We start from the raw sequence: 11615 nt of genomic DNA on the forward strand, positions 1-11615 counted from the left end.
ACACTTGCTAAGCCTCAGAAAGCTGCTCTTCGTACTTGGCTCGAAAGTTTTTGATATCGCCGGTATGCCCCATCACGATCACAACCTCGCCAGTTTTGAACGTGTGCATAGCATTCGGGTTAAACGTTAATGCTCCCGTAGCATCTTGAATCGCAATCATCAACAGGTTGTGATCTCGGTGCGCGTTGGTAGCTCCAACGGTTAGTCCCGCAAGCTTCCCGTGCTCGCTAATGCGCAGCTCATCAAGTTCAAGATCCGCAAATTCACGCTGCGAAACCAATTCAATCAAGTCTGCAGTAGTGGGACGAGTGATAACACGAGCCATCTGCCTCGACCCGACCACCGTGGGCATGACGACTCGATTCGCACCGGCTTGGTGCAGTTTCTTTTCGGTACTTACCTGGTCAGCTCGGGCAACGATTTGAAGATTGGCGTTCAAGTTTCGAGCCGTCAACGTTAAAAACACGTTTTCAGCATCACCCGACAAAGCCGCGACCAAAGTACTGGCGCGATCGATCCCGACGGACATTAACGTTGACTCCTCCGTCGCATCGCCGGTCAGGCAAGCGTACCCGAGCATGTCAGCTTCACGCAGTCGATCCGGATTGCTTTCGAGAATAACCGCTTTGCGGCCCTGCGATTTAAGCTCTTCAGCTAAGCACTGTCCCATTCGGCCGAAGCCGCAGATGATGACGTGTCCCTTCATGTTGGCAATTTCTGCAGTCATACGTCGAAGTCCGATCAGACGATCAATCTCGCCCTCCAAGAGAAGTTGAATCAAGCCGCCGAAGGTATAGGCGGCTGCCGACATGCCAAACAGAATGACCATGACGGTAAACACTTGCAGTATTGGGGAAAGCGAACTTGATTCGCTGTACCCCACGGTGGAGATCGTGATGACGACCATCCAGACCGATTCCAGCCACCCATAGTTGCCCAAGAATCGGTAACCGATGACGGAAACCCCAAAGACCACCAACAACAGTACTCCACCGCTGGCGATGCGTTGAAGCGGCGACTTGAGCTTGCTTTTAATCACTCGCGGTGTAAATCTTTCAATGGACTTGCTTCACGGCCCAACGCTGGAAACATCAGTGATCTAGGTATCGTTCGTAAAGCACTTTGTCAGTCAATCGTTCGTACAACGATGGACGTTAAGCATCCTCAGGTCGCTAATGTCGAGTCAATGGTTTAATCGATGTAAGTGAACTTGCATTCGCGCGCGACCGCGACGATGTTTTGACTTCCAATCGTATCATGCGTGTGGGTAAAGGTGTTGGCCCGAAAGTAATGTCATGATTCATTTCGCATGCTAGGAAGCTGAACCAACACTTCACTGCCGACATCGTAGTGACATACGAAATCAATCGTGCCTCCATGAGCCGCGACAATACGGCGACACAGCGATAACCCAAGTCCAGTCCCTTGCTGCTTTGTTGTGAAGAATGGTTCAAACGCACGTTTGGCAATGTCTTCGCCAATCCCTGAACCGTAGTCGCGAATCCGAAGTTCAAGCCCTTCTCCACTCGGTGCAGTGCTTGCATGGAAGACGCACCGGATTAGGGCGAGCTCGGGACTCGCCTGAATCGCGTTCTTTAGCAGATGATAAATGACTTGTTGCATTCGAGCTTGGTCGACATAAGCACGCTGGCATACGCTATCGCACTCGACTTTCAGTTGCACTGAGTACTGAGCAAGTTCGATCGAAAGTTCAGTCATGGTATCACCGCACAACTTAGCCAAGTCCACATCACTTCGACGAAGCGTGATCGGAGAGGCATAGCTTTTTGCTTCTTCGTAGTTTTTATGCAAGTCCGCCAGTGCCGCGCGAACACGGTCGGTAAGTTGCAACGAACTCGATTCCTTCGGCAGATCAAGCTCTATCAAAGCAAGACAGGATTGAGCGCGTTGCATGGCATTTCGACACCCGTGGGCGAGTCCCGAAACCATCTCTAGAACGGCGGATAGTCGCTCGTCCTCGATTCGCTTTGCAAGATCAGCATCCTTTAGCGGAAAATTCATTTCACCGAAAAACACAATCTCATCCAGAGTCTTCGACAAACGATGCGACGTGAATCGAACGGGAAAGATGCTGCCATTTTTTCGTCGGCCAACAAGGTCCCATTGTTTCCCATCGTACTCACCCGATCGTTGCCCAAAATGTGACAGGGGGCACGCTTGGTGTGCACCAGCGTCACTCGCTACTTGTCTCGAGAACAGGACGTCAACGACCTTTTCTTGCAATTCGGCTTCGCTATATCCAAACCATGTCAGTGTCACACGATTCACCCACTGAATTTCCCCCAACAGATTCGTTATCAAGACCGCTGCGGGCGATAATTCTAACAACCTACTTGCGAGACCATTCTGGCGAATGCTTGCGGTTCGTGTTTGCGTTTCTGACATCTTTTTCTGCACGGCTTTTTGTTAAAACCGACTGTTTTGCAATCGCGATACCACTGGCGAAGATGATGCAAAGAATTCACAGATTGAAGCACCCAAGATCGGTTACAGATAGCAACAATCCACCCCACGGTGACATGAACTTAGTCGACAATGGCTAGGTCGCCCGATGTGGATGAAGTTTGCAGATTAGGCTTGGTATGAAAGCTGCATCCACAGTCATGCAACATTGATCCCCAACTGCCCGCCAGCGGAGAAACGACGATGAAAGTTCTATTGCCGATTGATGGATCGGACAACGCAGACGAAGCCATCGGTTTTGTACAATCGCTCGCCGAAGACAACACGGTCGATGTGACGATCATGCACGTCACCTACGATCCAACGGGCTACGCATTGCAACCATGGCTGGCGGAATGGTCGGAACAAGAGAACCAACGTAGCAAAGCGATCTTGGATCAAGCACAAACTGACCTGGATGCATCATGCAACTCAACGTCGATTGTTCATGGATCGGGGGCGATCGTGCCATGCATCTTAGAAGAATCCAAGAAATCGCAGGCCGACCTGATTGTTATCGGAGCGAAGGGGCACTCGGCCATCGGACGATTGTTGCTGGGAAGCGTATCGGACAGCGTTGCCAGTCGCGCCGAATGTTCCGTCGTTGTTGTACGACCACAATCCGACACTTCCCAACCAGCGAAGATCGTGCTCGGCTTTGACAGATCGCGTGCGTCGCGTGAGGCCGTCGCCGAAATGTTAGAACTGAATTGGCAAAGCGACACTAGAGTCGAGGTGGTTAGCGTGGTCCTTAATCCGTACGTCTTCGTCGGGGAAGGTTACATGGCAAACCCAATGACCGTCACTCCCGAACAAATCGCGCCGATTACAGAGACGGCCGAGCGAATGTCTAGCCGGCTTGCCGATACGTTCCCTCATACGACGTCTCGCATCCAGATTGCAGATCATGTCGGCGAAGCTATCGTCCAGGCTGCAGAGTCCGACAATGCGGACTTAATCATTGTTGGTGACAGTGAACATAGCCGGCTTGGAAACTTCTTGCTCGGCAGCACCTCGAAGTACGTCCTGCGCCACGCACCTTGTAGCGTCTGGATTTCTAGGCACCATTGGAAATCATCCGAATCAAACGATTCGGCATAACGCGAGAACCAATTCCAAACGACAGGACGTGCTAGAAGTGTCGATGAACGCGAGTCAATCGTACGTTCACGTTGAGCAGTCGATTGGTTCGGTGATCCTGCACCAACAACCTCACCCAACCATTTCTCGTTGATTGCAATGCAATGTCGAGCGGGTACCGCATACTGATCCGTTGACCATTGACAGCAACAATTCGGTCGCCAACTTCTAAACCAACGGCCGAAGCCGCTGTCCGTGGATAAACCTGAGTCAACTGCAAACCGGTGGAGGTGTAATTGCCATAAACGCCAAGGTACCATTCGCCTAAGCGAGGCACATGACGAATCTTGGGTTCGACAAACTCGGCTTTAACCTCCGGCTCCCCAACGGGTTGGGCACAAAGTCGTTGCGAACCAACAACGTTTAAGACAACGAAGGTTAGTAACGAACATAACTGAATAGCGTGATGACGTTTCAACATTGCCTGACTCCTCGTTTTCCGACCTCAACATTCTTCAGTTTGGATGACCAATAAAACAGACGACGAGTTCCGCGAAGCAGATAATGGATGGCGGATTTCTTGCGGCGAACCGGAGCTTCGGTTATCGAGCGAACGTAGCGAGTCATGGATCTAAAAGTCGTCGTGTCTTGCGACTTCTTACTCAGTGGAGACGTGCGCACTGAAATCACCAACGACACGACGCTGAAGAAACCAACCTGCCAACCTTGCGGTGCCGAAGCCAATCGACTTTCAATCGTGGCGGGCTGCCCTTGCGTTTGCGCAATCGCCACACCCGTTTGTTCAACGAATTCCTGAGCGATTGCGACGTCGATTGCCGCTGGATCAAGCAGTGACGATGCGAGTGCGTGGTCCGCAATACGCAGAGCCTCTTCCGCGGCTGCGATGGCAGATTGATCCGCGACATCGTTTTCATCCATCATCGTCATATCGTTGTTGCGGTCACTCGTTTCGCCAGAGGCGACTTCGCGTCCGCTCACCGCAAACCTGGCATCGTTTGAAGCAACATGGGATTCTTTGTTCATCGAATCGGTCGATGACTTGGCAGAACCTTCACGTAACTGCAAACCCGATCGCTCTAACAACGAATGGGCGAAGAATGTGTTCCGTACCGCATCAGTCATCAACGGTTCTGCATCTAGGCTCTTGAACGGGTCATGAACGGCTTGATTGGAAGCGACAAAGTATCGAAAGCTTGATGATCGATCCGCGCGCGTTTCGGATGCGGACGATGGTTGCCCCGAGTCGAAAGATAACCGGGAACGACCGCTGTCCATTGACGTCGCGAAAGAGGACAACCAGTTCGAGGATTCCTTAACTTCGATGGGAGCCTGTTGTTCCTTTTCTGACCCACGTTCCGATCGGATCGCTGGCGGTACGGATATATCGGGCCGATCAGCAGGCTCTGTGGTAGTGCCGCTGAACTGATCGTTCTTCAGTTCGGCTTCCAGGCATTCTCCATCCTGCCCATGGCTGTGTTCATCATCATGTTCGCCATCACCATGATGGCAAATGTCGTTCTCGAGATCTGTATCGGAAACACCCGACAAATCACGACCCTGGTTCGCTGCATTGTCTTGTATGACTTCGTGTCTAACTTCCGCCGCCACGGCAACAACCGGGCCGGTATCCAACGGAAGCAAAGAATCGCCAACGTTGATCAAACCAGCCAGCAAGCTGCGAGACTCCAATTGTTCTACGCGAACAAACCCGCGAACTTGACGCGAAGTACTGCGATGATGAATTGTCCTTATTCTATTTTGCATCACATAAATCCTTGTTTACTTCCCACCTGCTGGCGAGCCCACCGCGGCCATTGTTATTGATGGCGAGTGATAGGGATGACAGGCTTTTAGTTGACTCAACAACCGGTCCAATAGTTCGCGGTGTTTCTGCAATTGGCTTCGATACCCGTGGTGAAACGGAGCTTGCTTTAAGGCTTGCGACTGCAACCCCAGAGCTTCTGTTAATCGATCCATCGCCTCAGCCAGGGATCCCTGACTTTGACAGACGGTTCCCCGATTGTGCAGCACCGACGCAAGTTGGCTTAGTACTTCGTGGCGGGAATGGGATTGAGCGAACTCTTGTCGCAAAAGACTCTCGGCGGTCTCGAAAGCCTCAACCGCCGCACTACCATCTGCGTTTTCGTTCGCTGTAGCATTGGACCATAAGGCTTGCCCCAGATTGTTATGGGCCATGGCAAGCTGCATCTTCGATGTCGCATTCGAGGGAGACTTGGCGCAAATATCATTAAGTAGTGGAATCGTTCTTTCTAATACTCGTACCGCTTCTTCGTATCTTGCCCCTCGGCTAAGCACCGTCGCCAAATTGTTCCGTGAAACGGCAATCTGATAGTCAAGCGGTTGACTGATCGATGCATGAACCGCACTGGTGTCCTTGCCGTTGGCTTGTGATTGCTCAGCCAACAAGTCGTCTAAATCGGTAATGTTCGCAAGCAGCAACGACTCCGCCTCACCGAGATCGTTCTCCAGGCAGGTTGCCACTAGCGAGTTCCGGCATTCGATCAATTGCTGACGAAGCTCGACGTTCGATGGCGACTGTTGCAATGCATCCTGCAGTTGAGTCTGCGTTGTTAACAGGCATGTTCTTGCTTCAGCTACATCGCCACTTTGCCAAAGCAGCAGGCCGAGATTGTTCTTCGTCATCGCCATTTGCTGCCGATAGCTTGCATTGTCGGGGAATTTATCCACGAGATGCTCATGCAGTTCACTTGCTTGGCGATAGTGGTGCAAAGCTTCGGTAAAGCGGCCTTGATCTTTCTGAAGTGCGGCTAGGTTGTGAAGACACAATGCCATATCAGCATCGTTAATGGTGGTCCCATTGAAGTCATCGCGAATGGCTGCATAGCCCGCCAAGGCTTCCAAGTATTTGTGCTCTGCTTGATCAATCTCGCCTAACTGCGATAGCGTTGCCGCCAAACGGAAACGAACCTTCGCCAGGTCAGCGCCGAGCGCTGGTTTGTCTTCGGCGTATCTAAGAAAGTCTTCGTAGTAACGTTCTGCCTCGCGCAAAACTTCACTTCGGATTTGATCACCACCTGGAATGTTCGAAAGACGGCTCGACATCAAACCACCAAAACGATCAACCAGTGCGTGAGCCTGGTCAAGGTGCAGCCTCGCTTCCAAAGTTGCTTCATCCTTTAATCGGCTTTCCTTTGCAATTAGGAAAGTCGCTGCTCCCAGTCCACTAATGGCCACCAACATCAAACAAAAAACCGATGCTACCAAACGTTGGCGACGAACCGCCCACCGCACGGCGCGCTCAACCGGCGTCGGGCGACGCGCGATTGTAGGTCGTCCATCAAGAAAGCGGCGAAGGTCTTCGGCAAGCTCGCCGGCTGTCGCATAGCGATCGTCTTTTCCCTTGGCGATTGACTTGAGAACGATGGTTTCAAGGTCCACTGCGATGGACGGATTGATTCGCCGAGGCAACGTCGGTTCGAGGCACTCGATGGCAGCGAACATCGTCTCACGATCCTCTGCCGCGAACGCTGGTGTCAGCGTCAATAGTTCATAGAGCGTGATCCCTAGCGAATAGATGTCAGTTCGATGATCGATCTCTTGGGGTTTACCAGAGATCTGTTCAGGACTCATGTAGCGAGCCGTGCCCATCACCTTTCCTTCGGCGGTTAGGTTTGACAAGCCTCTGGCTCGAGCGAGTCCGAAGTCAGCAACCCAAACCTTTCCTGTGGAATCGATGAGGAGGTTGGATGGCTTGATGTCGCGATGAACCACACCTTGTTGGTGAGCGAAATCCAAGGCGTCGGCAACACAGATAATTGACTCGACTGAGTTTCGGATGTAGTCCCGGCTACGAATCGAATGCAACGTGCTGGCATGATCATCAAAGGCTACATGCGTTGTTCGATCAGCTTTCGCCCTTATATCCACTTTGCCCGACGACAAATCGCCGGATTCTTCAGCGAGCGAATCGGAGTCTTGAACGAACTTGCGAGATGGTGACGAGCTACGGTGGTTCCACCGAACGTTTTGCTCGATCGTGGTATCATTTTGACGCTTCCTGCTTCGGTCAGGAGCCGCATACAGATCTGGATACTCAATGACCTGTTCCAGTGTCTGGCCGTCGATGAGCTGCATGCTGTAGTAGTGCACACCACGTTCACACCCGACCGCGTAGACCGGAACGATGTGAGCATGATGCAAGGATGCAGCAGCCTGGGCTTCGTTTCGAAATCGAGCGACTTGTTGCTTGTCCAAGACAGCGGCAAAAGGCAACACCTTCAACGCCACGCTGCGACGCAAAGAAAGTTGCGTTGCTTCATAGACAACCCCCATGCCACCACGACCGATCTCTCGATTGAGACGGTAATCGCCCAGGACCGATCCATTGATCTCGGATTGCTGGTCAGGAGCAACGGATCGTTGGGCTTGTTTAGAAACGCGACAAAGAGCTTGCAACGTTTCTAAGTGCTGGCCCCAAAGTGCGCTGAGTTCCGGATGCTGGTCCAACAGCAATGAAGCGCCGCGTTCGTCTCCTTGTTCAAGACGCTCGGCGTACTTATTTAACAGTTCAGCGATCATGTCGTGGGGTTGTTCGGTTTTTTGATCCAAAATCATGATTGCTTCTCCATTGCCAAACGCAGATGTTCGATTGCCCTAAGCCAAAGCATTCTGACCGCGCCCGAGGTACGTTCCATTCGATCTGCCACTTCGGCGAAATCAAGCCCTTCGAGATGCCGAAGAACAATGACGGTCCGATAGTCTGAGGGTAACTGTTCGAGTGCAGCAGCTAGTTCCGATAGCGTTTCTTGATGCCCCGCTTCTGAAGCAGGCGAACGGTAAGCGTCCGCAGCAAGTGCTGAAAGTCGCTGATGCGAATGATCTACGGAAGCGGAAAGGCTTCCTACAAGTTGTTCGCGATGGACGCTACGTTTTGCGGCCAACATATGAGTTCCTACGGCGTTTGCGATATTGTGTACTAAGACTTGACGGAGCCAACCGGTGAATTCATGAAGTTCGAGACCATGGAAATTTGCAATGTCGCGGTGCGCCTCCATCAGTGTCTCTTGAACTACATCAGACGGGCTGACCCGGTGCTGGATTCGCTTGTCTAAATGAGTGCGTGAAAGGACGTGCAGGTAACCTGAAAAGCTTGCTAAAAGGCGATCAAGACTCTCGGTATCGCCGGAGATAGCCCGGCGGAACAAATCGAGTCTTTCTTCGGGATCTCCACAATCTGTCACCTAACACTCCCTAATACGCTTGGCCAAAACGAAGCTTATTTGTCACGCTCAAATTGGTAATTTTTTCTAACGTGACACCGATTAGTGTCCGGAGCTTTGCTATTTCCTACCGCGGCCATACTTTTGCATGGGGCTCGTTCTAGTCGCCACCTTGAGGCCCGCCCCAAGCATTTAACCGGCATTCAATCGGTATTCAATCTGGCGTTTTCAAACGGGTCCATGACGTTGATTCCCATCCGCTGGGCTTCGCCGCTTTGTTGCCGGCACGCTTATCTAATTCCGCGTTTTGATAGCTTTGGCACGGCTTGTGCCTTATTTCGCCTTCCTTGCTAGGAGCTTTCCTGCCTACCCAAACCTCGTTGCATCGGAGTGCCATATTATGAAACACCGCCGGAATTTCCGCCAGACTCGACGCTTTTTTGTCACCTCTGTCGCGCTCGCCTTCACCGTCTCGCTAGCTCATGCCCAAGAAACGCAGCCGATTTCCAAGACAGAAACCTTGCGACAGTCAATTGTCGACAAAGGACTTGCTTTCTTGGCTAACGAAGGTCAGTCCGACGCGGGCACATTTTCGGACAAAGTCGGTCCCGGTGTCACAGCACTAGCGGTTACGTCGGCGCTGCGAAACGGCCGCGGCGTTGACGAACCGATCGTTGCCGAGGGATTGGACGCATTGGAAAGCTACGTCAAACCCGATGGAGGCATCTACGGGAACGGCCGGCTGAAGAACTACGAAACCTGCGTCTCGATCGTCTGTTTTGCTGAAGCGAATAATTCACCCACGAACAAGAATCCGGGCAAGTACAACGAGCTGATCAATCGTGCCAAAGACTTTGTCACCGGTGTTCAGTACGGCAAGGGAAAACGCGAACCGTCGGACCCTTGGTACGGTGGCGTGGGCTACGGTGGTGAAGGCCGTCCAGACCTCTCCAACACTGGCTACTTCATTGAAGCGTTACGAGCAGCCGAAACCGGTCCTGACGATCCAGCTATTCAGCGAGCACTCGCCTTTGTTTCGCGGTGCCAGAATCTTGATGCCGAATACAACGATACCCAGTTCGCCGCGAAGGTCGATGACGGAGGATTCTACTACGAAATCCCAACAACAAAAATTGACCCAAGCACTTCGGATGAACGATACACACCCAACGGTGGACTACGAAGTTATGGCTCGATGGGCTACACGGGACTCAAGAGCATGATCTTTGCTGGGCTTACGCCAAACGATCCCCGCGTTAAAGCGGCTCAGCAATGGATCACGGATCACTACAGCGTCGAAGAGAACCCAGGAATGGGTTCCGCTGGGTTGTATTACTACTACCACACCTTCGCATCGGGTCTCAACGCGAGCGGCTTAAAAACGGTCGATCAAAGCGACGGAACGAAGCACGATTGGAAAGCTGACTTGGTTGCTGAACTTGCCAAGCGGCAAAACGATGATGGGTCTTGGAGCAACGACAATCAGCGTTGGTTCGAGAACGATAAAAACCTTGCAACTAGCTTTGCATTAATGGCCTTGGCCTATTGCAAATAAGCGAAGTCAACAGAGGAGTCTTCGAGCGCACGCAGACGCATTGCAATCCGTTCCAGCGGTTTACTCGTTGCGTTGAAACGTCAGAATTACCAATGAAAACCAAGCAAATTTGGATTATCCATATCGTCACGTTGATTGCGTTTCCTTTGTGGATCGCAGTCGATCCGTCCGTCGAATCGATAATGCAAAGGCTTGATTTTTCGGACGCGATGGGCAACACGGACTGGTTTAGATTCGGTGCTTTCAGCATTACTTCGGTGGTCGCGGCGGTCACCCTTATTGCACTGTTCGCGAGAATGCTGGGGCGTTCTAAGAATGCACTAGACAGTTCTAAGAATGCACTAGGCAGTCGCTCCATACGGCAGTTGTTTGTGCTGGTCGGCGTGATTGCGATTTGGTGTTCGGTGGGGCGTTACCACCAATCCATTGCGTGGCAAGGCAAACGCATTCGATTTGCAAGTCGTGTTGATCAACTCGAAGCGATCGCTTCGACCTTTCGAGACGACTGGCCGACGACTGATGGACAACGTAATGCGGTCGGACCGTTCATGGCTTATCCATTTGGTCGCCCGACAACGCTTGTGTTGTTGGAAGCGCCTCGCATCGAAAGTCGCCTCGTCTACATCAGTGCAATCGAACGTTGTGCGAATGGTGCGATCAAGTTGCAGTTAACCGGCACTGATGGTGGCGACTGGGCCGAGTGGCATCCGCCCAACAGTAGACCCTCCTCTTTCATTGGTGGGCTTTCAGATCCGCATGAACTAGAAACCGCAACGTCGATTGGCCGCGGATGGTTTTTGGTGCGTTATCGTGCCGAGCAGCCAATCGTTTGAACAAGGCTCACTTCGTCAAAACAAGTTTGCCTTGCCGGGTGCTCTGTAGCCGATAAAGCTTCCCTTGGTACTCGATCCAAATCTCATCACCACAGAGTGCGAGCTCTTCAAACCGGAGTATTTTCCGGGCCAGATTTTCTTGGGGCGCATCACTTTGGCTTGCGCATCGTTCGCCCTGAGGATCATCAGAAGGCAGAGGCATAGAGCTGGTAGGGGAGTAAGAGACGGCGGGCATCCCGCCTTGTTGCGAACGGGTCTCATTAAGAAAACTCCCGGAGTCAATTTTGTCAACGTCGGCTGCGAAAAAAAAAATGGCCGTGTTTTTCAGTGCCAAACGAAGGCCTGCTCGAGAATTTTGAAAGCTGGGGCTTTCGCGGCCAACCCCAAGCACCTAGAATCGGCCTTGTTGAGATCAATTCTCAACAGCCTTCCAAGGTAGCAAGCAAGACCAATCGGTGCTGG

Annotated in this window: 10 protein-coding genes; 3 read left to right on the forward strand and 7 right to left on the reverse strand. The window is 52.1% G+C overall.

Features of this window, described 5'->3' with window-relative positions:
* Positions 1-7 precede the first annotated feature (7 nt).
* Together Pla22_RS22905 and Pla22_RS22910 are read right to left on the reverse strand one after the other, a co-directional pair.
* Positions 8-1039 carry a potassium channel family protein gene (locus Pla22_RS22905; RefSeq protein ID WP_146517102.1) on the reverse strand — a complete coding sequence of 344 codons (1032 nt, stop codon included), beginning with the start codon at positions 1037-1039 and terminating at the stop codon, positions 8-10.
* A gap of 254 nt (positions 1040-1293) precedes the next feature.
* The gene (locus Pla22_RS22910) at positions 1294-2406 is read right to left on the reverse strand and encodes a two-component system sensor histidine kinase NtrB (protein ID WP_146517104.1); all 1113 of its coding nucleotides are present in this window, start codon (positions 2404-2406) and stop codon (positions 1294-1296) included.
* A 261-nt stretch (positions 2407-2667) separates the two neighbouring features.
* Here Pla22_RS22910 and Pla22_RS22915 point away from each other — a divergent pair, with 261 nt between their 5' ends.
* On the forward strand, positions 2668-3564 hold the full coding sequence (locus Pla22_RS22915; protein WP_146517106.1) for a universal stress protein: 897 nt from the start codon (positions 2668-2670) through the stop codon (positions 3562-3564).
* 31 nt (positions 3565-3595) lie between these two features.
* Here the strand turns inward: Pla22_RS22915 and Pla22_RS22920 are convergent, their stop codons facing one another.
* The 4 genes from Pla22_RS22920 to Pla22_RS22935 are packed head-to-tail and all read right to left on the reverse strand — an operon-like array spanning position 3596 to position 8786.
* Complete coding sequence (locus Pla22_RS22920) at positions 3596-4024, reverse strand: PDZ domain-containing protein (RefSeq protein WP_146517107.1); 429 nt, start codon at positions 4022-4024, stop codon at positions 3596-3598.
* The gene (locus tag Pla22_RS22925; protein ID WP_146517109.1) at positions 4018-5328 is read right to left on the reverse strand and encodes a hypothetical protein; all 1311 of its coding nucleotides are present in this window, start codon (positions 5326-5328) and stop codon (positions 4018-4020) included. Before Pla22_RS22925 ends, Pla22_RS22920 begins: the two co-directional genes overlap by 7 nt.
* Before the next feature lie 15 nt (positions 5329-5343).
* Positions 5344-8160, reverse strand: a complete 2817-nt coding sequence (locus Pla22_RS22930) for a serine/threonine-protein kinase (protein ID WP_146517111.1) — start codon at positions 8158-8160, stop codon at positions 5344-5346.
* On the reverse strand, positions 8157-8786 hold the full coding sequence (locus Pla22_RS22935) for a sigma-70 family RNA polymerase sigma factor (RefSeq protein WP_242632277.1): 630 nt from the start codon (positions 8784-8786) through the stop codon (positions 8157-8159). The genes Pla22_RS22930 and Pla22_RS22935 overlap by 4 nt, the downstream gene beginning before the upstream one ends.
* Before the next feature lie 379 nt (positions 8787-9165).
* Here Pla22_RS22935 and Pla22_RS22940 point away from each other — a divergent pair, with 379 nt between their 5' ends.
* A complete protein-coding gene (locus tag Pla22_RS22940; protein WP_146517113.1) occupies positions 9166-10320 on the forward strand; it encodes a prenyltransferase/squalene oxidase repeat-containing protein in 1155 nt (384 codons plus the stop codon).
* Between the two features lie 92 nt (positions 10321-10412).
* Entirely contained in the window at positions 10413-11153 is a 741-nt protein-coding gene (locus Pla22_RS22945) for a hypothetical protein (RefSeq protein ID WP_146517114.1), read from the forward strand.
* 7 nt (positions 11154-11160) lie between these two features.
* Here Pla22_RS22945 and hemP read toward each other — a convergent pair whose 3' ends face one another.
* The gene (hemP, locus tag Pla22_RS25895) at positions 11161-11388 is read right to left on the reverse strand and encodes a hemin uptake protein HemP (protein WP_146517395.1); all 228 of its coding nucleotides are present in this window, start codon (positions 11386-11388) and stop codon (positions 11161-11163) included.
* Between the last annotated feature and the right edge of the window lie 227 nt (positions 11389-11615).

The sequence above is a fragment of the Rubripirellula amarantea genome (genome assembly GCF_007859865.1).
Lineage (GTDB): Bacteria > Planctomycetota > Planctomycetia > Pirellulales > Pirellulaceae > Rubripirellula > Rubripirellula amarantea.